Raw genomic sequence first — 23818 nt, forward strand, 5'->3', positions numbered from 1 at the left:
AAACCCGAATTCGCTAACCAAGCGCACTTCACTTCTCTTGAACATCTCGCTCTTGAACTTAGCGATTACGTACACTGGTTTAACAACATTCGAATTCACGGAACACTAGGCTATCTTACGCCTATGGAATCCAAGCAACAACCCTTATAATTTTTGTCCAGTTTAGTGTTGACATACCATCAACGTTTTTTTGAACGAGACGATTTCATCTGATTCCAATGCTTTTGTCTTCAGATACAGGGATGTGGCATTGGCCTGTGGATCCTGGCAGCACCTTATATCCCTTCATTGATAACGCATGAGCGATCATGGCGCTGTTCGTTGTCTTGCCCGTCCCCCCTTTGAAGTTGCCAAATGTTACGAAGATTGCTTCTTTGTTTTCTGGCATAAAATTCTCTCCTTATTCTTAACACAATATATTATAGAGGATTTTTATAATTTGCAAGGTTACTTCCTAGCATTGAAAAACCAAAAATATAACATAGAAATCGTTATACTATAATTGTTTTCGTATGTTATAATATAACAATATAATGGTTAAATTTACTTGCTTTGAAAGGGGCTGTTTTAATCTCGGAAAATTATTTAGAGTTTTTAGTTGGAAAATATGAATTGTCTGGAGAATTCGAAAAGTGTATTCAAAATATCCTTTTAAAATCGGAGGAAGCCATTTTTAAACAATTGAGTAAGTATATTTTCGTTATTAATGGTGGAGAACTAAAAGATGAAATAATCAAAGTATTTGAATTATTGAACTTATGTATTGTTATCACTGATATTTTGGATGATATCGAAGACAAACACACGATTAAGTGGAATGAAGATGAAGCTATACTATTAAACGCGTCAACGGCTCTAATCAGTATTTTAGTGTTAGAACTTAACTCAAGTGTTATTCCAAATAATGAAAAAATCACTACGCTTTTTATGCGTTATTTATTAAAAGCTACAGACGGGCAACATTCAGACTTAACTAATCGAATTTTTACTGAAGAAGAATGTATAAAAGTCATTCAAGCGAAATCAGGTTCTTTAGTCGCGTTAGCTTGTATAACAGGTGAAATATTAGCAACGGGTAGCTATAGAACTGGTTTAGAGCAATGTGCGCTCTCAATCGGTGTCATAGCTCAGTTAAATAACGACTTTGAGGATTTGTTATTAGAGCAAAAAGATATTCAAGCTAAAAAAATTACGCTTCCTATTCTTTACTTATTAAAATATCAAGGTGCTCTAACAAAAGATTTATTACATTATTACGAAGGCAACAACTTAGAACCTGTACATATTTCTAAAGAAATGATAGAAGCAACAGGTTTAGATACATACATGGCTTATATGCAAACGTTTTATCGTCAACGTGCCATAAGTCTATTTAGTAAACTATATCCACAACAAAATATTAATAACTTTTTAAAATTTATATTATGAGGAGAATAATTATGTTAGAAATCATTCAATACTTAAACAAAAACAAATCAATTTTATCCTTATTAAAAGAGGGCAAAGTGTCTTTAGTAAACATATCTACAGTTGAAGAAAAACTAATCATCGAGTCATTTGAAAATAAAGAAAAAAAGACGTTGAAAGATTTATATTCAGCTTACTGGCGCGCATAATAATATGTTACGCAAAAAAGTTTTTCTCTTTATTGTCATAAATTTAATTTTGCACCTATATAGCCTAGGTATCGTATTGAAAAATCCGATTATCGGTATTCAGGTTAGTAAACAATTGAATCAGCAATGGGTCATATCGGATGTCCAAAAAGATAGTTGGGGAGAACAAGTAGGGTTAGAAAAGGGTATGGAAATAATAAAGATTAATGAGTCTAGCGTGTCTGTTGATAATAAAGACATTTTCTACATCACGTCTGCACAAAGTTTAACTGTACTTGTAGATGGAGAATACAACAATTTTGATGTGTCTTACAACAATTTATCTTCGCAGTTTATAATGCATATTATAGCGCCTTTAATCTATCTCATAGTTACAGAGATTTTATGTATTTATTTAGTACAGCGGCAGCTTTCAAAAGGTAATTTGTTCTTAATTCTTCATTTACAATTTACAGCTCTCGCTTATATTAGTGCAGGGGCAGCCGGCCGAAGCGACTTTATAGCAAACACTTTAAACTCACTAGCGATATTCTTTAGTCTAGTGAGTTGTATTTATTATTGTAAGTATTTATTAAAATCTTACACGCATAAAGTAGTGCGATTAGGAAATTTTTTGACGGTCTTTTTAGCAGTTTTATTAATAGCCCTCAACATCACTCGAATATCGTACGAGCATTTCTTATCATTCCAAATTATTATTGAATTGTTGTTGTATGCTTTTTTAGCACTTTATTTAATAATAAATATTCTGATTTCCATTAAGAAAAATCAAAAATTTTATGCAAAACCTCTCTTTATTGTTTTCTTGTTAAGTATAGGGCCCTTTATCTTACTGTATGCAACGCCTACGATTTTAAAAATCCCCCCTCTATTACCAGCAGATCTGGCAGCAGTATTTTTATTAATTGCGCCCATCTGTTTAGTGATACTAGAGTTAGGTAGAAAATTATACAATTTACCATTCGCGATTAATCGCATGTTTTATCATATAAATTTCATCTTAGTTTATAGTGTTTTATTTTCGTTAATACTAATATTGTTTTCACAACAAAAAACATTTTATTTATATAGTGTTTACTTGTTTATTACTTTTATATCAACTATTTTATTATCAGTCTCAAAAGAATGGGTGGATTTTAAAAAAAATAGCTTAATGACAACTTTGAAAGATTATAATTTTAATCATTTTTATAAGTTTATTCAGTCCACAAAGCAGGTCGAAGGTTCTGAAAGGTTGTTAGAGCAAATAAAAAAAGAACTCTATATTTTGTTAAAGGTCAACCATATCGATTTTATTGAGAATATGGATTTAAATAATGATGTTTACAAAAATAAAGCTCAATTTAAAATAATCTGTCCAGGTTTTATTTACAAGCATAACAGCAATTACGTTTTTGTTTTACATGAAACTGTAGATTCTAATTTAGTCGCTATTGTCGATAACAGTTTTGAAAAAGTACAGCTAGAATCCATTAAGATGCTCGAAATGTTTTTATATTTCGTTCAAAATCTGATTGATCAATCCATTAAAGTAGATGAACTAATTGCCCGTATTGCTAGAATAGATAATTTACAATCTGCTAGTTGGTATCATAAATTATGGCTTTCTTCAACTGAACATGAACGCTTAAGGTTATCTACAGAGATTCACGATACGGTATTGCAGGATCTAATTTATATCAATCGTAAGTTTGAGGAAATCTTAGTCTCGAAAGATGGAAAATATAATGTAGCCCATATGGAGATGCTTTTTGATGACATGCTGGATCTTATTGATTCGACAAGAGAAATTTGTGAAAAGCTTTATCCGCCTTTAATAGAGAGAGTTGGATTATTTTACTCTGTACAAGAGCTCATTTATAAGTATAAGTTGCGTCATAATTTTTTAATCAAAGATAAGATTGTTGAAATTACAGATTTATCTTTACAGCAATCAACGATTATTTATCGAATCGTACAGGAGTTATTAACGAACTCTGTAAAACATTCTCAAGCGAACAATATATACATAGAATTGTATGAGGAAAATCAAAAAATATTTATAGTTTATAAAGATGATGGGGTTGGTTTGAAACAGTGTATACCAAAGGAAAGACAGACAATTGGTTTAATAGGCATACAAGAAAGAATTAAATACTATCAGGGGACATTTGAAGTAGCAGAGAATGAACCTACTGGTGTTATGATTTTTATCACGATGAAAAAAGGTGAAATTAATGAGAATATTAGTTTTAGATGATCATATTGCCGTTGGTGAAGGAACAAGAGCAATTTTGGAGGCAGAACTAAATTGTCACGTTGAAGTATTTACTGAACCAGATACAGCTCTTTCAAATATAGAACGTGAAAAGTTCGACGTTTATTTAATTGATTATCACCTTTCAGATATGGATGGCTTGGAATTTGTGGAACAATTATTACAAATACATACAGATGCTGTCATTATCATTTATACAGGGCATAAAATAGAAAATTACTTCGTCAAATTATGGAGTAAGGGGGTAACTAGTTTTATTAATAAAACGGATAGCCGAAAACAACTAATTGATTCAATTTTATATGCTCAAAAAGGCAAAATGATTATAGATCGATCTACTTTCACAAAAATATTACAAAGTAATAGACCTATCGGCAATTCGGTTAATACTTTAACGGAAAGAGAAATCGAAATTTTAAAATTTGTAGAAGTAGGTTACACAAATAAAGCAATTGCATTAGACATGAATTTAAGTCAACGCTCTATTGAAAAAAGTCTAACGACAATCTTTTTTAAACTAGGTGTCGATTCCAGAGTAGAAGCTGTAATCAAGTGGAAAGAGTTAAATCAAGTTTAAATACCGTAGCAGTCCGTACGGTAATGTATGTAAAACAGCATAAATCAGGCATTTAACGAGTGCGGAGTTCCGAAAATAAATGTACGGAAACCCGCACTCGTTTTTGGTTACATAAAAATTTATGCTAAATATAGCAAGAAAATGAATTAGAAAACAACCCTATTCAATAACCGGGAGGGACTTCTATTGAAGAAATATCTTATAGCAGCTCAAGTAGCACTTGGCTTAACTATAGGTGGCATGTTTTATCAAGCACAAGATACTGAAGCAGCGAGTAATTCAGTAACTACATCTAGCACATGGAGCTTATATTACATTGATTACACATATACAGATGGATGGTATGCAAAATGGTACATCAACCATTCAACTGGTCAAAAGAAAAAAGAAACGTACATGGCTAACGGAAAATTATACTCGGTGAAATATTATTAGTCTTCGACTTTGGAGTAGTGAGTTATAAAGACAGTACAACAGTATGTAGGAAGTGATTTTGTTGGTAAAAGATATGGTGCTCGAAAAGAAAGAAATGAGGAGTTTTTATACATACTTTTTTAAACCCTTTGAATTCTTTCGCATTTTAAATAACTCACCCAAATTTTTAATACCTTTAATACTAATGATTGTTATTAACAGTGCCTTCTCAATTGTTGTATCGAGTATTAGTTATGAAGCAGGCCAGTTAAATAACAACATGGAAAATGAATTTATTAATGAAAATAAGAATATCCTGATTTTTGTAACAGCTTCAATCAGTATTATAGGACAGCTATTTACAACGGTTGGCATAAGCGTTTTCTTATATTTCATATTTAACTTATTTTTCAACTCGATTAAATTCAGAAATGTATTCTCGCTAATGCTATTTGCGAAAATACCGGAGTTTATATACTCCTGCTTGTTGACTTTTTACATAGTTATTACTAAAAATGTTTCGTTTTTAACAGATGCCAATTCTATATTTATGGACAGTATCTTCAAGCTTATTAACCCATTTAACCTTTGGCATCTCTTCTTACTTGGCATCACTATACATGTGATAACGAAAATGTCTAAAACCAAATCGTTCATTATAGTTTCGCTATTTCCTATAATGAATTATTTATTCGAACTATTTATTTAAAGGAGGTGATAAACATGTTAGAAGTAATCGAATCAATTCCATTCGTTTTTGACATCGCAGAAAAGTATGGAATCACTTACGCGAACGCTTACTTAATCGCTGATGCAATTAACAACGGGTTAACTCTTGCTAGTATCCTTTCTGTTCTTACTGGCGTAGGTGCACTTATTGGTGCATCAACTGCTTTAATTCGTAAAAAGATCTTCGACGTAGGTCTAAAGAAAGCAGCATTATGGTAAGAACATAACTTTTAATACATATAGTTAAAAGTTATCCCAAATTAAGCTGTCTATTTATTATAGATAGCTTAATTTACTTCTATTTAAAAATAAAAACAAGGGTGTTACTAAATTATGAAAAATGGAATTTACCTTATATATAATTATTTCAATATATCATTTAATAGAGTGATTTTTAGTAACAGTTCAAATAATAAAAATAAAAATAAAGTTTGGCTTAGCCTGCTGTTGGTTTTATTATTAGCAATTGGGGTTGTTTTAGCAGGATTTTTATTTACATATTTAATTGAATTTTTCTTTTTAGTTTTAGAAGCTTCTTCTAAAACTGAAAAAATAGCATATTTATCGATTTTACTATTGATTATTTTTATCAATCATACGTTCGAAAATTTACAAACTACTGTGTTGAAGTTTTTGAATAGTAAAGAATATCTTTTGCTGACATCAGCGCCTATTAAGCCGGAAATATTAATAGGTTCGAAATTAACAGAACGTTATATTTTAAAGAAAACGATAACGTTTATTGGTCTATTTTTACTGTCAGTACACTTCTTCTTAGGGATCCAGTTTATGACGATCCTTTATTGTGCGTTAACCTTGTTTATATTAGTTGTAGTATCATTTATCATTAGATTGTACTTTTTAATGTACCTTACGAAAAAGAAACTACAAGGAAAAAAGCATACGGCTATTGGGTTTTAAAACTGGTGATCACATTGTTAAGCTTCGTTTCCATAGTGTTCTTAATCGAGCCATTTAAACATTATTTTTTGAGTAAAGAGCTGAATCAGGCCATAGATAATATGATTCAAAGTCCATTTTTTCAAAAGATTTATCAATTTTTAACGGGAGATCTGATGCCCCATTACCAGCTTATCAAGAGCGTTGAAGACATCAGTAACGGGACGTATGGAACGCCGTTTTTCGTTTTAAGTGCGCTAGTGGTAAGTGGACTATGTCTTGCCTGGACAGTAAGGAAATTCACCCAAAATCTTAATGCAATCGATTTGATTAGTTTAATCCTTCAATACCATCAAGTGAAGGATACAGAACAGGTATCAACAAAAGTTCATCGAAGCACGATTTTAGTTGAGCGACTTTACTTTTTACCTGCTAAGGTACGTATTCTTTTGACAAAAGATCTCATGATTTTCCTACGAGATAAACAATATCACTGGGGGTATCGTATCTTCATTATTTTAGCCGGTTATGGACTTATTTTAAGTACATTTTATTTCACGAATCATTTTGTTGGAGGTTTTAATTTTAATACAACTTATGTAGGGGTTCTGTTAGCAATTTACGGTATTACATTAAGCGCTGCAAATTTGATTGATCGATTTGGCATAGATGCGGAAGGTGAGAACTTCGCAATTTTAAAACTATCACCATTAAAATCTAGTGAAATCTTGTTTGCAAAAATGATTGGTTTAAATGCTTTTATGGCACCATTTGCATTTATATTTTTGTTCCTTTCGCTCGTCATTTTCAAAACAAATTTTCTTCTATTATTCATAGTTGTTATTTTTAGTATACCTACTATTAGTATGATGTACCTTGTTGCAAGCTGTACGTTTCCTTATTTTAATTACAAATCGTTATTAGATTTACCCAGTACGAATGCGAGGTTTATTAGCACGATTTTAACGGCTGTCTACTTAAGTGGTACAGGAGTATTAATTTATTATTTAGATGCAGTTGCGATTTTTTTACTGGTGTACATAGTACTAAATATGATTATATTTGCTGTACTTTATAAATTGGCTAGTCGAAAAATACAGCAATGCAACATGCAAAATTTCGAATCCTATGAAAGTATCATTGAATAAATTTCGAGGTGATTTAAAATGCTGGATGTGAAAAACATTAAAAAGCAATACAATGGAAAAACAGTTATAGAAAACATCAGCTTTTCCATTCAAGAAGGTGAAATAGTTGGATTATTAGGTTTAAATGGCGCTGGAAAGACAACTATGTTAAACATCATTACAGGCATCCTCAATTATGATGGTGGTTCTATTTTATTTGACCAAAAGAATGTTGAAAAAGACTTAATTACCTATAAAAAAAATATCGGTTTAGTATCGGATGTTTTCCCGTTATATGAGAATCTTACAGGCAGAGAGTTCGTCGCCTTTTTAGCTAATTTGTGGGAAGTTCCTAAAGCGGTCTATATCACTCATATTGATCAACTAGCTAAAACTTTTTATATGAGCGATAAGTTAGACGATTTTATTAAAACCTATTCAAAGGGTATGAAGCAGAAAATTTGTTTAATGAGTGCCTTAGTCCATAATCCAAAATTATTAATATTAGATGAGCCTTTTAATGGATTAGATCCAGCTAGTATTAAAGAAATCAAAGCATTCTTCACGGAATATATAGAAGATGGAAATTCTATTATTTTTAGTTCGCACGTATTGGACATAGTTGAAAAAATCTGTACACGATGTCTCATAATTCACAATGGACAAATTATCACAGACGAAAGCGTCGAAAATTTATTAAATAACCAATCAATTAATGCAGACTTAGAATCCTTATTTTTCGATCTTACTCAGGCTGTTCAACCTCAAATGAGTATAGATCAGGATGACAAATATGCATAGGCAGTTATTTTCGGTTTTTAAAAAGATGAAGCTCGAAATTTCCCTGGCATTTATCGTATTTGTTATTGGTGCTTTCTTAGGAGCTTTAATGGGTATGGGTCAAGATGAAGTAACTTTTGTTGATAATACTGCGTCTGCAACAGCTATTTTACAAAATAACTTAAAAGCATGTGTCATTATATTTTCAGGATTTGTCCTATTAGGTATCCCTACTTTTATCTCTTTATTATTTAATGGGTTGATATTAGGTAGCACGTTAAAAGCCAGCTCCTTCTATTTAAGTGGCGCGGAATTATTACAACGTGGCGCGCCTCACGCTATTTTAGAAATACCAGGGATTGTGTTAGCAGGAGCTGTCGGATTCCAAACAGTTCGAATCTTGATTAATATAATACGCAATAAAAAGGTGTCTTTGAAAGAGGAATTGATGACAGCATCTGTTGCAATTATCGCTGCCGTTATCTGTATCAGCTTAGCGGCTTTAGTTGAAGGGTTTATTACTGTGAAATTTATTTAATAAGGATGGGATGAAATAGTATGAGAGAGTTATTTGTTAAAGACATAATTGCTATGGTGGGCGTATTATTAGCAGCAATTCTTTGGTTTAAAATTTATCTTTCTACGAAGAAGAAAATATTCATTTTAGTATCTATTATAACAATCGTTTCAGGTGTGGTTGCATTTATGAATATGGGGTTTGGTGTTGAGTCCTTTAAATCTTTCTTTAAGATTTAGTGACGTACATACAGAGATGGATTCATTCTTTATTTAAATTTTTTAGATGGATTTATAACAGTTAAAGTGGTATCTCCCCTTTTCCAGAGTAAATGCTATTCTTTTAAAAATTATTTTTATGCAAGAGGAGATTAATCATGCTATCTTTAAAAAAAATTTATAAGTCTTTTCAGTTTGGAAAAACATCAAGCCCTATTTTAAAAGACGTGAATTTAATGCTATACCCAAATCAGTTAACATATCTTGTCGGTGAGTCGGGTAGTGGAAAAACGACTTTATTAAATATTCTTGGTGGCTTAGATCGTCAAGATGAAGGCGAATATCTGTATTACGATACCAATTTAGCCAACTTAAGCAGCAACGAATGGGTAAACTTTCGAAGAAAAAAAATAGGATTTATATTTCAAAATTTTAATTTAATACCGCATTTAACTGTATTAGAGAATGTTGAAATAGGTATGATTTTGGAAGATGTTTCTACTGCCGAAAGACGTCAGAAGGCAACGCAATTATTAGCATCTGTTGGATTATCTGAAAAGCTTTCTTATCTCCCTAACCAATTAAGTGGTGGCCAAAAACAAAGAGTAGCTATTGCCCGTTCTTTAGCAAATGATCCAGAAATAATATTAGCGGATGAGCCAACAGGTGCATTAGACTCTAGGAATTCAACAATCATAATGGAGCTATTAAAAGAGATTTCACAAAAAGGGAAAATCGTATTAGTAGTTACTCATTCTAAAGAACATTTAAATTTAGCAGACCGAATTATTCAGTTTAAAGACGGGAAAGTAGAAACAAATTCCAGATTTCAAACCGAGCAGACATTACTGCACCAAAGGGACAATCCGGTAATCTTTGAAAAAGTCAAAAAAATTTCTTGGCTTACGACATTCAAATTAGCGTTACGTAGCTTAAAAAATAAAAAATGGCGTACCGTATTAACAGCAATTGCTACTTCTATCGGTATATTAGGCATTACGTTAATCATCGCGCTAGCTACAGGTATAAACGGAAAAATCCAAGGTTCTATAACAGAATCTGAAAATTCCAGTATGATATCGGTCAGTGCACCTAATGGATTAATACAGCCTGAACTACGTGAAGAACTTGAGCTTCTTCCTGAAATAGAAGTTATCTACGAATATAATATGTTTAACGTTAGTCTAGAAAGCACAAATGGTAAGAAGGCTACAATTACAGCCGAAAACTATTTAAGTGATGAATCAACTACATTTAATGAAGCAATCGAATTAGTGGAGGGTGACTACCCTGTTGGTGAAAATGCGATCATCGTACCCGAAAAAATAGCAGTAGAACTTTTTGGTAGTGCGACAGCTGCTACAAATCAACCTATAAATGTTGTTTCCCAACTTTTAGCCAATGATGTATTTGAAACGGTCAAATTTACCGGAACGATTGCGGGTGTCACTAAGAATAGTAAACAATCCTTCTTTGAATCAGCTTTTATATCAAACGAGCTATCTAATTACATTATGAATGCAAATGATCAAACAGCTAATAAAGCTTTAGAGTTGAGAATTTTGCCTAAATCTAATGAAGAAGTTGATACAATTATTGATAAAGTTGAAGAATTAGGATTTGTAGCACACGAGGATGGCAGTATAGGAGAAGGTTTAACGAATATTGTTTCCTCAATTAGCTTAGCAATTGGGATGTTATCGGGGGTTTCGTTAATCGTTTCATCAATTATGATAGGTGTTGTTTTATATATTAGTGTATTAGAACGAATACGTGAAATTGGCACCTTAAAAGCCATTGGTGCTCTAGAAATTGATATTCGTAGAATCTTTTTGAGTGAAGGTTTTATTCTAGGATTAATAGGTGGCATTTTAGGAATACTTATCGCAATTTTAACCAGTAGTTTACTTAGTTTCGTTATAGTTGAAATCTTTGACAACGAGGGATTATATATATTTAAATTTAAAGTTTTGCATATAGCAGGCATTCTTTTAGCAAGCAGTATTTTAGGTTTAGTTTCTTCTTATATTCCTGCTTTTAAGGCGTCCCGATTACAACCAGTCGAAGCGTTAAAATATGAATAGTTCGTCTCGACATATTATTTATAACAGATAGATTGTCAAATTAACTGCACCACCTCATATTCAAATGCATCTTATATGGTGTTCCGGTTGAGGCACTTTCTTGGTCGATTGTTGATCAATGAAAGTGTTTTTTCTATTTTTGATGGTGTTAGTTGCCCCAAATCCATTCGTTTTGGGAAAAATTCGCGTAAAAGACCATTACTATTTTCATTCGTGCCACGTTGCCATGGCGCGTATGGATCAGCGAAGTAAAATGGAATCCCATACTGTGTCTCAAGTTCGGTGTAACAGCTAAATTCTTTTCCACGATCCATCGTAAACGTTTGAAAACATGGTCTTGGATAACGTGAAATGAGCTGTTCAATGGCCCATTTCATCGATTGCGCCGAGCGATTCGGTATTTGAATGCCGACATAGAAACGTGTTTTTCGCTCGGCGAACGTTGCGATACATCCTTTCGTACCACGCGCTGAAACGACGGTATCTAATTCCCAATGGTCAAACGTTTCACGCGTTTTGACTTCTTTAGGGCGTTGTTGAATCGAGGTTCCCACATTGAAACGACCACGTGTTTCGCGTGGTGCCTGACGTTTTCCTTTTTGGCGAAGTACTTGAAGCGTCACGTGAAGCTTTCCTGAATAGAACCAGCGATAAATCGTTTTGAACGATCGTTTTCCTTAAAATAAGGAACCGACAATCTGTTCAGGAGACCATGTCGCTTTTAGTTTTTCTTCGATAACGTTACGCAGTTTGTCGGTAAACTTTGAACGCGCACCGCATTTTTTCTTCTGCGCAGCTTCGTGCCATTGCGCCTTTTCAGCTGACCATTTATTCAGTCGCTTTAACTCACGAGAAATCGTTGTATGAGAACGGTTCAAATGCCGCGCAATGGCACGACAAGAGTACCCCAATCCTTTTAAAAATTCTATTTTCGTACGTTCAGATGTGGTAAGATGACAATAGCTCATTCCATATGGCCTCCTGTTGATTTTTGTGTAGGAACTTTAATTATACAGGTTCATATGGAATGGGTCTTTTTTTATTTATTTTTTAGTGGTGCACTTAATATTACAATTCGTCGGTGAAAAACAAAAAATTCGAATTGAGGGCTACACAAGGGCTGATAATCTTGCAATGCGAAAATGCTTTACAAAATCTGGATTCGTTAAAGAAGGCTATTTAAGAAATGCTTGGGAAAATGAAGACGGGACAATTTCTGATACAGTCTTATATGGGGCTATTTTTGACGATTGGAAAGAAAATAGAATTACACAATCAAAAATAGACGTTTTACCATATTAAAATTACATACACATTCATACAAAATAACGTTCCCAAATCAAAGTTTGGAAATCTACACAAAAGCCACGAACGTTGATATGTGAACTGCACCCCGTCAAGTAGACAGTGGAAATAATAAAAATTCATTAAGCGGCTTGAGACCTGAATTCTATAGGGCTCAAGCCGTTTAATGTTTCTTGATAACGTTCGCTGTTATAAAATTTTATGTACGCTTCAATCGCATTTTTTAACTCTTCGTACGCCTCAAATTTGTGTAAATAATATTTCTCTACTTTTAAAGTCCCCCAAAAAGCCTCAATTGGACCATTGTCAATACAGCGGCCGACCCTCGACATACTATGTGTTAGATTTGCTTTCTCCATGATTCGCTTGAATTCTTTTGATGTATATTGATATCCTCGATCACTATGTAGAATCGGAAATTCCTGTTTACTTAATTGACGTATAGCTGGTTTCAGCGTCTTGAAAACTAAATCATTGTTATTTAATTGGCCTAATTTGTAACTCACAATAGATTTGTCATAAAGATCAATAATCGCACTTAAATAAGCCTTTTTACCATTCCCGTATTGGAATTCAGTTACGTCTGTACACCATTTTTGATTTGGCTTTTCAGCCGTAAATTCACGTGCTAATACGTTCTCAGCTATGTAATCTGGTGTTACCTTACGGTACTTTTTTGGACGACGTCGAATAACTGCCTGTAATTCGGAAATCTGCATAAGACGATAAATCCGTTTTTTATTTATTTTTTTAAGCCCTTCTTTTCTCGCTGGCGATTGATTGTCATTGTGATTCTTCGATAACCGTAAATACCATTTACTTGCTCATATAAATGTTCAATCGATTCGACTAACTGCTTGTTTTCCAATTCATGTGATGTCGGCTGGTGGTTTAACCATTTATAATAAGCTGCTCGTGAAATGTTCAATAATTTACAAAGTAAGACAATCGAAAATTTTTCTTTTTCTGCTAGTTCTTTAATAGCTAAATAATGGCTTTGCGTACGAAGTTTACTTAACGAAACCTCCTTTCGATTTCCTCTAACTTTTTTAAAAGTAAATTTTCAGCACGTAATCTTTCATTTTCACGTTCGATTTTTTTGATTTTTAATCGTAATTTATCTTCAGGTGTACGTTCATCTGCTGATTTCATTCGCCCACGGCGATCTTCAAGAGACTCTTCGCCACCATCTTCAAACTTACGCACCCATTGATATACTTGTTGATACGTCACATCATATTGATCTGCTGTTGTTTTATAATCCTTCTCATTTGTTAAGCAAGCTTTCACGATTTCAATTCGTTCTTCAAAAGTCGTTTTTCTTCCTTTAGTCATAGTTTGGCTCATCCTTTGATTCGAGTCTTTTATTTCACTATGACTATTATATTTTTTAATCCAGCTATTGAATACTTTCCGACCACTAATTCCATATTTAATCATAATCTCATATTTTGAATAATTGCCTGTTAAGTAATCTTCAACGGCGTCTTTTTTTAATTCTTTAGGGTATCGTTTATTTTTAACGGGACGAAGTAATGCCTCTGCTCCACCGAATTGATATTTAGCTCGCCATTCATATAAGCGATTTGGATTCACATTAAACATCTTGCAAATTTCTCTTACAGAATAACGGCCCTCCTCTAGGTATTTAAGAGCTGAAAGCTTAGTTTCTAATGAAAATGTTTTATTAGACAAAAAATGCCCTCCATTCGATAAATAGATTTTATTTTTTAATCTGTCTACCTAATGGGGAGCATATCATATGACAGCGTTCGTGGCTTTTGTGGTTGCACAGGCTTTATGCACGATTTTATACATTTCCCTCAAAACACAATCATACCAAGTATTTGAGCGATTTTTCACGCACGCTGCCAGCCCACTGATCTTGCATAAAATTCTGCATATCATTCACCTTGTAAACACCTATAAATGCCCTTCATGCAAATTGCACATACAATTTAAGCACTAAAAAAGCAGCCGAATCAGGCTGCTTTTTTGTTATTTTGAAAACCAATTTCTCCACCACGTTGAACGTTTAGAAGTAGCAGCTGTATCTACATTTTCTAATTTCTGATTCAATTCATGAACTTCATTTATTAATTGTTGAATTTTTTCTTTTTCCTCTTGATGTTGCTTTTCCCAATGCATTATAGAGGAGTTATAACGCTCCTCTTTTTTTTGCCACTGGGCGTTAAACGCCTGTTGATTTTCTTTCATATTCTTCAATTCAGTTGTTAACTCAAAAACGTGTTCTGATAGCATTTCTACACCTTTTATCATATCCTCAACGCTAGCGTTATGGGAGGGTAACACCTGACGTTCTGCTGCATATCCTAATATTTTTTCTGCTGCTTGTTCTTTTGTTAATTTTTCTACTCGAATAGCGTATATAAAAGTCTGAAGGATTTCTAAATCTTTTTCATGATAAATTCGTCTGTTATTGGTATCGCGAATAAATCGGTATCCTTTTCCTTCTAAGAAGATCGAATGGCTTCTAAGAGTATTACTATTGATTTCCAGGCGTTCTGAAGTTTGTAAGGCGCTTAATGCTAAACCCATTCCTTCCACTTCCTTATCTTTTACAGTTACAATGTTTCATTTTATTTATTTAAAGCTAATACAACAGCGTAGAGCTTTCTTTATACATTTTAAGATGTTAAGGCTCAAAATTTTTAAAAACGGCTTAGAAGAGCAATAAAAGCCGTTTTATTCATTGCTCGTTGTAAAGTTTTAATCGGGGCTCTTTTTCATTTTTAAACAACTCGACAAGTATTTGATGCGATTTTGCTGGACGTACCCAACTAATTTTTCGGCCAAGTGAATAAACATTATTTAACTCCCAGCCATTATCTGTAGCATGTAAGCGAACTGCTTTATTCTTGTAGTAGAAGATTGCCACTTTTCCATCTGATAAGTTTACTCTATTCCCAAAACAAATAACCCTCATAATTTTCCAATGTAAATAATGTTGATTATCTTTTAATGTTTCATTTGTAATATTCAGATGTTGTTGAATTCGTCTTATCCAACTTTTTAATCTTTTCTTTTTCGCTTTCGAGTAAGTAGGTAATTTATAATTTTTAAACTCTTCATATCGTTTACGAATGCGAGCCTTTAATGTATTCGTGTGTACTTTTTTTAGAATATCAATTCGTTTGAGATTCCCTGGATTCGAATCTTTTTCAAGATACCTAACAAATACACCCATTCTTTCTTCACCAGTAATCGTTTCTAAAAAAACAGCATCACCCTTTTTAAGGTTTTTCAATTCTGTTTTATACGTAAAGAAATTTTTTCTTGGTTTTACGTTATCGGTCAGTGACCAACATACTAAAGCATACACATCTATCATCCTTTCCTTCTTTCTAGATAATTAAGATTTAATACATTCAATTGCTCTAATAAATAGAAAAACTAGCCTACTAAAAGACATATATAGCAACAAAAAACCGTGTTTAATAGCAACAGCTAAACAAAAGGTGTTGCTATTAAGGTGGTTTCACCAGCATTTCATTTAAAATCAGCCATTACTATCGAGAAAAAGTTGGTTGATCCCTGAAATGAAACAATATAGCAACATTCTACACTGCTTTGTTGCTCGAAACACAGTTTTTTGTTGCTGTGTAGGATACCTTTAACAAAGCTAACAAACTAGTTGATAATCTATTTAATAAATTTCGTATTCATCTAAAATATCTTTTAGCTCAAACCAATCATCATCGTCAAAATGATATTCTAGCTTCATCATTTTAAATTTTATCTTTTGGGTAAAGGAAAAAAGTTCATCTGAAAAAGCAATTAAGTCTGCATCCTCTAACTGAAATAACGTATCGCCATATAGGTATTCGAAAAGATACTCCACTACATCTTCCTCTTGTTCGGGCGATTTTTTCATTATCTCAATTAGATATAAGAAATCATTTTTTATTCCCTCATAAACTTCTTCAAGGACAAATCTTTTTGGTATTTCTAGTTTTTCTTTTTCCAATGTAGCTGCAATACCCTCTAAAGATTCTAATGAAATCTTCTCACTGGTAAAGTCTTTTCCTAAGCCAAGTAATTTATCATACTGCTTGTTAATTAAATCCCATATCTTTTCTTGATTTGCTTTTAAAAAGTCTATATCACTATCTGCATAAATTCCCTGTGTATATATATGTCGAATTAAATTATTTATATTTTTTCCGATGTAATTAATTTCTTTTGTTAGATCACGATAGACCTTCATATCTACAGTTAATTGTATTTGCGTTTCTGCTGCATTCATAAGAAATGCGGTCATACTGTGGTAGCCTAATTTATTCGCTTTATTTTTAACCCATTCTTTCTCTTCTTCTGTCACACGAATGATGATGTTTTGTGTTTTATTCTTCATATTTGTTCACTCCTTTTTCCTTAAAATCGAGCATAGCGACACCAAAAATAATAGCTATTTACAACGTAAATTGATTTGTATTTTTGTAAAGGTTGTAGGAATCTCCTACCAAGCCAAAATGAACCTTTTTGGGGTTTGTATATACAAACCCGTAGCTTGCCCTCACCAAAAATCGAAAAAAATGTGTGGGCAAATGGTGGGTATTTGATTTTTTTTGGTGGGCAAATGGCGGGCAAAGCCCTCAAAAGTGGTGGGCATACGGTGGGCAAATGAAAAAAATCGCGCTATCACGAAAATGCTAGGCTCTGCCTAGACGATCACGTAAGTGATAGCACATTTCCCTTATGCTCTTTCTCACTAATCGACAAAATGCGTGTTCAAAACCAATTTCAAAAAGTGCAAAATCATTTTTAGAAAAACGGAACAGAAAAATTTATTTTTGTGCGAGAAAAAAACAAAAAGTGGGCAATCATTTTTTTATTTTAAATTCCCTAGCGATAATATTTTTCTAATTCATTTTCGTAAAAAGCATGTTTTTCATTCAACGCATTTTGATACAAATTAATAATTTCTTGGCTTACTTTTTTATCAGGTGCTGGCGTTAATTTTTCAATTTCGTTGAAAACATAGGCTGTTAATTCTTCGTTTAAGCAATGATTAATATAGCCACGCATTGATTTGATGTGGTCGAGTTTTTTATTTTTGCGTGCATCTAAACAAACCTCAACAACTCGTAATAAGTGTTCAAGCATGATGTCTTTATGTTCTTTCCACACGTCAAACTTCGTAAAGCTGTGTACTTTGCTATAAATCATTTCGGTGACGGCTTTTACATCGGATCTGCGATTCATTAGGCTGTTGTACATCACTTGTTTTAAGCGACTAATGAATTTTAGTGGCTTAAAGTCCGTTGGATTTTTCACTGGTTGTGTGAGCAGCGTGATTTTTCGTTCTTGCTTAATGGCGATGGATTTAGAAATTGTTTTAAACCCGTATGAATACGTATTTAATAATTTATTTTTAATGCCTTTAATAAAGACAGATTTATGTGGTGACATTTCGGTATTCGCGTTTTGTGACTGTGTGACTTCGTCTGATTGCTTGCTACGCTTGAGTTCTTCGCATTCTTTCGCAATTTTTTCGATGCTTGTCCCCACTTTCTCCGTAGGGACATTCTTACATTGGTACGGTTGCCACACGTAAATAGATGGGCCTTTTAAATTCGTTTTCGCTGTGCGTGTTTCGAGTGTCACAAGCATGCCTAAGTTTTTCGCTTTGGCTACCGCACGTTTCGCTGTACGTAAATCAAAATTAAAGTCGAATTCTTCTTTTGCGACTTTGACAACGGTCTTTAATTTTAGTGTAGCGATCCCTGGTACTTTTACAGAGTGTCTAACAATCGTTTTAAGGGCTTGTAGCTCTTTTCTGCCGAATTCCTTCTTGTAATCCGCTAACCACATCTCAAACGCTGTATTCAGGTCTTTAGCGGTTGTGAAGTTGGCAAATGCCTTATAAGCTGCTGGATCGTATGTGTAAGTGATTTTTTGTGTTTGGTTTGTCATGGTATTTCGCTCCTTTTAGAACGAAAAAAGCACGCTCGTATCGTTTTTTCCGATACAAACGTGCTCTAAATGCTTTGTCACCGAATTAAAGACTTGAAAAATTCCTTAATTCTTTATAGAATAAGACTATCCATTAGGTGTTTACGCACCTAACTAGATACTTAAACTTATAAGTAACAAAGCAACTATGACAGTTAGTACCGTATGGAGAGATACGGGAAAGCGATATAGCGAGTGTACCACCACTCGTTATGTCACGTTAATAGTTGCTTTTTTACGTCCGAATATGTTGTAAAAATCATAGCATTTTTGTAATAAAAGTACAAATTAAATTTTAATTTAATTAAAATGAAGAATAGAACTTTTATTATAAAATAAAAGTTCACTATTAAGTTTATGCCTGTAAATATATTTACGACTATCTTTTTAAAATAAATTACAATATCATAAAAATTATAAATATTTAGTTAACTTGTAGATCCAAGGTGGCGCATAAAATGAAAATCAATTATTTAGGAAGTAATAATTGGAGAAATCAAAAAGTGAGTAATATTACACCAGTTAAAATAGTTTAATTTGGGAACGTTATTTGTATCTAAATGTATAAACACTTGGGTATCAAATATTATAAAAATTTAAAGTTAAATCCAATCATTTACATACGCTAATAATCCAAAAAAAGCACCAATACACATCCCAATAAAAGCATAAAAGACGAGAGATGTATCATTAGTTTTCTGTTTTGTATTCATTATGTCCTCCTTTATTTCTTAATTAAAGAAACTTAAAATTATCCATGTTAATATTCCAGCAATTAAAGCAGATGATATAAATATTATAGGCTTCATATATTTATTTTTTTTGCGTTCTTCTCCTTTTTCGTCGTCTGTTAGCTGATGTCCTTCTTGGAACGCTAAAATCTCTTTATATGTTTTCAAATCATGTTTCTTTTTGACATTCTCTACTTTATAAGTTGAATAAATTGAGAAGACAATTAAGACAAATGAAACCAAAAGCCCTTTTGTTCCGAACCAATTCATCATTGGTGCAATTGAAATCACGCCTAATAACATAAAAGTTACCATTGATATAGTCCATTTATTCAGCTTAGCAATTTCAAGTTCATTTTTCATCACTTCTATATCTCCTTTAACTAAGTCGTCTAAAGAAACATTAAAAAGAACACTCATTAACAATAAATTGTGTATGTCTGGATAACTTCTTTCGTTCTCCCAATTAGAAATGGTTTGTCGAGAAACATATAATTTCTCAGCTAATTCTTCTTGTGAAAATCCTTGCCTAGCTCTGTATTTTTTGATTTGTGCACTAAGATTCATTTTAATCGCTCCTTCTGATTAAAGATTAGTTAAAAAGTAGAATATCGACCACCAAATCTCTTTATCATTACATATTTTGCCTATGTAAAAGTGTTTTGTCATCTATATTTTCAGCATAAAACCTTATATCTCCAGCAATTCTCCTAATAGTAAAAAGCAGCTAAGACCCTTGTAAGTATTAGCTGCTAGATTAAACATTCCCAAACCACTGTTTAGTAACTTTCAGTGCTTAACGTTATAAATCCACATTTTCTGACGGAACCCCGTATAAAAATAATATAGAAATTAATGCTGAACATTTGAAAACTGCTTATAATATGTTTTTTACAAAAAATCAATAAAAACAACTACATTACCAAGCATATAACAATAATGTATACCAAAAACATATATCAAAGCTTCAAGAAAAAAGAAAGCGTAATTAGAAATATGTTAGGCAGACTGGAGTATTTGTTCAACTAGCGGCTTCATGCAACGCGAACATGGTCAGTTGTTCATCTGGTGGCCCATCGCGGCGGGATAATATCACTCGAAGCGGTTCATAGCCTCCTACCGGCTCTAGTAGCGCGACGTAACTATTGATCATCGCATCAAGTCCTTGTTTAAATGCTGCAGACTGCGCACGATGCATACGCATAATGTGCGTTAAAAATAAGCCGATTGTTGTCCAGCCGGTTTTTGCTGTGCAACCTCGCCCTACTACTGTCTTTAATAGTTTCTTCGACTTCTTTATAACCACGTTTAAAGAGCTCTGTGCGATGCCTACAGCCGCGCAAAGCTCTTTTTGTGTATGCCAAACAAACGGCTCTAGAGCGCCCTGCTCGGCCGTTAAATAGTCGATAATGTCTTGTTCCCACTCATCGTAATGACTACGCACGCGGTCCTTACGTGCTTTTCTGTGTTTGTACCAATATGTACTACCGAGGCTTACCGAAAACTCACTACCACCGACAACGTATGTTTCGAGCAATGCTTCTACATACGCTCGACTCGCTCCATTATATTTACCGCAGTAAGCTGAGTTAAGCGTTGCTCGCATGTCAAAAACGCTCAACGGGTAGTTGAGATTCGAGTTAAATTCGTCTAATAAATCATACGCACGACCTTTATCCATGCCCTCTTGATAACATACTAGCGCTAACGTAAATAACGCATTGTTTCGGCCAATTTGTCCTTTTTGCCCTTTAATATCGGTTGCATGTAATAACGCCGCAAACCATTCTGACTCCATGACGCTACGTGATGTCATTTTATGCGGAACAACAAAAAGTGTCCGGGACTCTTCATCATCTTGACGCATCGACCAATTAATTAGCTCTTGAACTGTGTAGCGTGCCTGGCTATACCAAATAACATTGCTAGCGTTCGGCATACGGAAAAAGCCGAAGTCATTGCAGTACTTATCAGCATCGATACTTGATAAGCTCAATTTGAGGTTATTAGCGATACGTTTCGCGACTACAAGACTACGGAAGTTATTTTTATTTGAAATGAAAATGGGTTGAGCAAGTATGAAATAGACCTGGTAGCCGTTTGGCGTTTCTAATACCATTGATGGTTCCCCTACTGAGTGGTCAATACAAGCAAGCATAATATCATTAACGCTATGTCGTTTCGTGTCGATATCGACAACGAATGTATTGATTTGAGACAGATTTGCGTCTTCAAATCCTTTTATGTATGTACGTGTTTCGTCCGTATAACCAAAGCGCTGGTACGTGTTAGGCGTCCAATGAGTTAGACTATTTGCCTCTTTTGCGAGTGTTTCTTTAGACGTCACGATAAAGCCTCGTACACGACCATTCGCGAAATCCGTTTTTTTGCGCACAGCGAAAACAGCGCCTTTTTTGTCAGCTGTATCTGCGTAGGCAGCGTTTGGCACTTTCGAGTTGCGTGTACGATATGTTGTTAAACTATTATGTGTGATCGACGAAATAATTTGATGTAAATTAAAAACAGTCATATGCGGCTCCTTTCTACTTTAGGAGACTATGACTGTAAAAAATGACATCAATAAATAGAATTAAGCAACCTTGTTGAAAACAAGATTCTTAACTGCTATAATCTATTCATCTTAAATAGTCTTAGTATCCTTGTCCGGATCAGACTTATATGGGTAGACTGTCTGCAAAACAGCTGTCCAACATTAAATAGCCTGCAAAGCTATTTAATTCCTAACCGTTTTAGCCTGCCAGCTAAAACGGTTTTTTTATTACCGTCATTATATCTATTGTAAATCCCTATTGCAACTGCATTTTCAAGCATTTTATTTTTTGCATATATGTATATATCAGTATATTCGTATATGTATATATCAGTATATTCGTATATGTATATATCAGTATATTCATATATGCATATACCACCAATGAGCCCCGATATAACAGCATTCTTGATATATACGTATATTAGTATATTCGTATATACATATATTTATATATCAGTATATAGGTATATGCATATATGCATATATTTTTCATGCAGATAAAAAAATTTTTAAGTCTTTAATATTCTCCTTATTCTTAGTGATATGTAGATATTTAAAAACGCCAGCAAGTGCTAAATTTAGCTACCTACTGGCGTCGTTCTTTGTAAATGATAACACCACAATTATTCAGAGAAAGCTCCTTCATGTTGCATCAGTTACATCTTATTAAATTATCAGTTAAATATAGAATCATTTCAATGATAAATTTCCATTAATATTACCAAAATTATCCTCGTTTCTTAATTACATCGACTAAAATTTTGAAAGTTTTCTTTTCAGCAGGAGTCAACTGTACTTCTATATAATCATCGACAATTGCATCAATTAGATCATCGACATTTTCGGCACGGCCTAATTGTATTAAAGCATTTAAACGTGAACGCGTTTCTTTTGTTACACGAACACTTGTAATATCCTCATTTACTTTACGCTTTTTCTTTGTTGCTTTTTTAGGAGTAACTTTTTCTTCTGTTGCTTCCTCAGCTGTGATTTGAGTTTCTTCAGCTTTTTCAGATTCTATTTTCACATCATCATTTAATGAAAAAGTTTCTTTTGGTTTAATATTTGGTGTACGTGATAGATTACCTTTTTTTAATAAATTACTCATACTATACTTCCTCCTGAGTAGCCATTTCTTTGGCTAATCGTTCTTCAAACTCTCCAGCAATTTTTTTATATGTGCGATGAACCCTGCGGTCATGCATATCTTCATTTGTGATACCTGTAATATCAAAACGCTTTAGACGCTCCATGTTTGTAACAACATTTTCAAATAGATTTTCTGAGCCAAATATTTCACGCGCACTGTCTAATGTCGCCATGTCAACTGGCGCACCATTTTTCAATAACACCGGCAAAATACCAACGATGTCTAAATGTGCATCATAATCATCAATTAATGATTGTAAATACGTTGTAAACCCTTCTGCACCTTGTAAGCTGCGTTCATGTGTTTGTAGTACAACTACAACAAAGTCCGAAGCATAAAGCGCCGAATCAGTAATATCTGAAATAGTAGGGGGAACATCAATAAAGATATAGTCAAATTCACTACGAAGCGGTTCAAGTAACTCCGAAAAGTATTGCACACGGTCTTTTAAAGATACACCAAATTTTCGTTCCAGGAAACGAGGATAAAGCGCGAAGTCACTAAAACTAGGTAGCAAATATAGGTTCTCTTTAATTTCTGTAACGATTTGTGTTAAATCTTCTTCTTTAATTGCTGTCATTAACGTCTTATTAAAAGAATGAATTTCACCGCTAACTAATTCCTTCGTTTTCAAATATAATGATGTCGCATTTGCCTGTGGATCCTGATCGCATAACAAAACTTTTTTACCTTGCTCTGATAACTCATACGCCAAAAGAGTAGAGTTTGTCGTTTTTCCGGTACCGCCTTTAAAATTCCCAAAGGTTACTACAGTTGCTTTTTCGTTATTCATAACGCTTTATCCTCCTAAAGTTTTTTGTTTTTGTATATGCATATATTTTAACATTAATTATGATATAATCAAAGTTGTCAAAATCATATT

At 33.4% G+C, this 23818-nt stretch carries 23 protein-coding genes and 2 pseudogenes; 14 read left to right on the forward strand and 11 right to left on the reverse strand.

All coding sequences use genetic code 11. The annotated features are described in order from the left end of the window. The coding region (locus KTHG_RS20600; protein WP_139996371.1) for an IS3 family transposase at positions 1 to 150 on the forward strand (150 nt) is incomplete at its 5' end. Between the two features lie 55 nt (positions 151 to 205). Here the strand turns inward: KTHG_RS20600 and KTHG_RS20605 are convergent. Beyond that, on the reverse strand, positions 206 to 388 hold the full coding sequence (locus tag KTHG_RS20605) for an AAA family ATPase (RefSeq protein ID WP_255512526.1): 183 nt from the start codon (positions 386 to 388) through the stop codon (positions 206 to 208). 224 nt (positions 389 to 612) lie between these two features. Here KTHG_RS20605 and KTHG_RS20610 point away from each other — a divergent pair, with 224 nt between their 5' ends. From KTHG_RS20610 to KTHG_RS20670, 13 genes are all read left to right on the forward strand, one after another. Next, entirely contained in the window at positions 613 to 1428 is an 816-nt protein-coding gene (locus KTHG_RS20610) for a polyprenyl synthetase family protein (RefSeq protein WP_186439709.1), read from the forward strand. 11 nt (positions 1429 to 1439) lie between these two features. Beyond that, positions 1440 to 1616, forward strand: coding sequence for a competence pheromone ComX (gene comX / locus KTHG_RS20615; protein WP_139996321.1), 177 nt, complete (start codon positions 1440 to 1442; stop codon positions 1614 to 1616). Between the two features lie 4 nt (positions 1617 to 1620). Further along, positions 1621 to 3855: a sensor histidine kinase gene (locus KTHG_RS20620; protein ID WP_139996323.1), complete on the forward strand. Its 2235-nt coding sequence runs from the start codon at positions 1621 to 1623 to the stop codon at positions 3853 to 3855. Then, the gene (locus KTHG_RS20625) at positions 3833 to 4450 is read left to right on the forward strand and encodes a response regulator transcription factor (protein ID WP_139996325.1); all 618 of its coding nucleotides are present in this window, start codon (positions 3833 to 3835) and stop codon (positions 4448 to 4450) included. Before KTHG_RS20620 ends, KTHG_RS20625 begins: the two co-directional genes overlap by 23 nt. 186 nt (positions 4451 to 4636) lie before the next feature. Then, positions 4637 to 4885: a hypothetical protein gene (locus KTHG_RS20630; RefSeq protein WP_139996327.1), complete on the forward strand. Its 249-nt coding sequence runs from the start codon at positions 4637 to 4639 to the stop codon at positions 4883 to 4885. A gap of 94 nt (positions 4886 to 4979) precedes the next feature. Next, the gene (locus KTHG_RS22230) at positions 4980 to 5573 is read left to right on the forward strand and encodes a YIP1 family protein (RefSeq protein WP_370362832.1); all 594 of its coding nucleotides are present in this window, start codon (positions 4980 to 4982) and stop codon (positions 5571 to 5573) included. A gap of 14 nt (positions 5574 to 5587) precedes the next feature. Continuing rightward, on the forward strand, positions 5588 to 5812 hold the full coding sequence (locus KTHG_RS20640) for a hypothetical protein (RefSeq protein WP_139996331.1): 225 nt from the start codon (positions 5588 to 5590) through the stop codon (positions 5810 to 5812). A 114-nt stretch (positions 5813 to 5926) separates the two neighbouring features. Then, on the forward strand, positions 5927 to 6514 hold the full coding sequence (locus tag KTHG_RS20645) for a hypothetical protein (RefSeq protein WP_139996333.1): 588 nt from the start codon (positions 5927 to 5929) through the stop codon (positions 6512 to 6514). A 101-nt stretch (positions 6515 to 6615) separates the two neighbouring features. Beyond that, entirely contained in the window at positions 6616 to 7641 is a 1026-nt protein-coding gene (locus tag KTHG_RS20650) for a hypothetical protein (RefSeq protein WP_139996335.1), read from the forward strand. A gap of 18 nt (positions 7642 to 7659) precedes the next feature. Then, on the forward strand, positions 7660 to 8421 hold the full coding sequence (locus tag KTHG_RS20655) for an ABC transporter ATP-binding protein (RefSeq protein ID WP_139996337.1): 762 nt from the start codon (positions 7660 to 7662) through the stop codon (positions 8419 to 8421). Beyond that, positions 8414 to 8938, forward strand: a complete 525-nt coding sequence (locus KTHG_RS20660) for a stage II sporulation protein M (RefSeq protein WP_186439710.1) — start codon at positions 8414 to 8416, stop codon at positions 8936 to 8938. The genes KTHG_RS20655 and KTHG_RS20660 overlap by 8 nt, the downstream gene beginning before the upstream one ends. A 20-nt stretch (positions 8939 to 8958) precedes the next feature. After that, positions 8959 to 9156, forward strand: coding sequence for a hypothetical protein (locus KTHG_RS20665; protein WP_139996341.1), 198 nt, complete (start codon positions 8959 to 8961; stop codon positions 9154 to 9156). Positions 9157 to 9293: 137 nt separating this feature from the next. Then, the gene (locus KTHG_RS20670; protein ID WP_139996343.1) at positions 9294 to 11219 is read left to right on the forward strand and encodes an ABC transporter ATP-binding protein/permease; all 1926 of its coding nucleotides are present in this window, start codon (positions 9294 to 9296) and stop codon (positions 11217 to 11219) included. 71 nt (positions 11220 to 11290) lie between these two features. Here KTHG_RS20670 and KTHG_RS20675 read toward each other — a convergent pair. The 10 genes and pseudogenes from KTHG_RS20675 to KTHG_RS20725 all read right to left on the reverse strand — a co-directional run bounded on the left by KTHG_RS20675 (position 11291) and on the right by KTHG_RS20725 (position 23728). Next, positions 11291 to 12187 (reverse strand): annotated as a pseudogene (locus tag KTHG_RS20675) (IS30 family transposase). A 459-nt stretch (positions 12188 to 12646) separates the two neighbouring features. Then, a pseudogene (locus tag KTHG_RS20685) lies at positions 12647 to 14219 on the reverse strand (IS3 family transposase). A gap of 303 nt (positions 14220 to 14522) precedes the next feature. After that, positions 14523 to 15083, reverse strand: coding sequence for a hypothetical protein (locus KTHG_RS20690; protein WP_139996345.1), 561 nt, complete (start codon positions 15081 to 15083; stop codon positions 14523 to 14525). Positions 15084 to 15234: 151 nt separating this feature from the next. Continuing rightward, complete coding sequence (locus tag KTHG_RS20695) at positions 15235 to 15867, reverse strand: hypothetical protein (protein ID WP_139996347.1); 633 nt, start codon at positions 15865 to 15867, stop codon at positions 15235 to 15237. A 324-nt stretch (positions 15868 to 16191) separates the two neighbouring features. Next, positions 16192 to 16899 carry a plasmid mobilization protein gene (locus KTHG_RS20700; RefSeq protein ID WP_139996349.1) on the reverse strand — a complete coding sequence of 236 codons (708 nt, stop codon included), beginning with the start codon at positions 16897 to 16899 and terminating at the stop codon, positions 16192 to 16194. Positions 16900 to 17390: 491 nt separating this feature from the next. Further along, positions 17391 to 18461 carry a hypothetical protein gene (locus KTHG_RS20705; RefSeq protein WP_139996351.1) on the reverse strand — a complete coding sequence of 357 codons (1071 nt, stop codon included), beginning with the start codon at positions 18459 to 18461 and terminating at the stop codon, positions 17391 to 17393. A gap of 770 nt (positions 18462 to 19231) precedes the next feature. Continuing rightward, a complete protein-coding gene (locus KTHG_RS20710; RefSeq protein ID WP_139996353.1) occupies positions 19232 to 19798 on the reverse strand; it encodes a helix-turn-helix transcriptional regulator in 567 nt (188 codons plus the stop codon). A gap of 454 nt (positions 19799 to 20252) precedes the next feature. Beyond that, positions 20253 to 21761 (reverse strand): primase C-terminal domain-containing protein, encoded by a 1509-nt coding sequence (locus KTHG_RS20715; RefSeq protein WP_139996355.1) that lies wholly within the window; start codon positions 21759 to 21761, stop codon positions 20253 to 20255. Positions 21762 to 22512: 751 nt separating this feature from the next. Beyond that, a complete protein-coding gene (locus tag KTHG_RS20720; protein ID WP_139996357.1) occupies positions 22513 to 22893 on the reverse strand; it encodes a DUF5388 domain-containing protein in 381 nt (126 codons plus the stop codon). A gap of 1 nt (position 22894) precedes the next feature. Then, the gene (locus KTHG_RS20725) at positions 22895 to 23728 is read right to left on the reverse strand and encodes a ParA family protein (protein WP_139996359.1); all 834 of its coding nucleotides are present in this window, start codon (positions 23726 to 23728) and stop codon (positions 22895 to 22897) included. Between the last annotated feature and the right edge of the window lie 90 nt (positions 23729 to 23818).

The sequence above is a fragment of the Kurthia sp. Dielmo genome, from assembly GCF_000307285.2.
Classification (GTDB): Bacteria; Bacillota; Bacilli; order Bacillales_A; family Planococcaceae; genus Kurthia; species Kurthia populi.